Below are 233 nucleotides of genomic sequence, written 5' to 3' on the forward strand. Positions count from 1 at the left end.
GTCAGCGTGCGCTTCCCCGACAACCTCACCACCTGGGTGGCCACGGCACGCGCCCAGACCGGCTCCGCCCGCTTCGGGCAGGGTGTGGGCACGGCGCTCGTCACGAAGGACGTCATCGCGCGGCTCGCCCTGCCGTCCTTCCTCGTGCGGGGCGACACCGCCACCGTGGCGGGCGTCGCGCAGAACACCCTCGCGCGGCCCCTCGAAGGGACCGTCACGGCGGCCCTCACGAA

1 protein-coding gene is annotated in these 233 nt (G+C 74.2%); it reads left to right on the top strand.

Annotated elements, in window-relative coordinates; translation table 11 throughout:
• On the top strand, positions 1–233 hold a 233-nt coding region (locus DEIPI_RS32490), incomplete at both ends, for an alpha-2-macroglobulin family protein (RefSeq protein WP_045234668.1).

Source organism: Deinococcus pimensis DSM 21231, assembly GCF_000519345.1.
Classification (GTDB): Bacteria; Deinococcota; Deinococci; order Deinococcales; family Deinococcaceae; genus Deinococcus_A; species Deinococcus_A pimensis.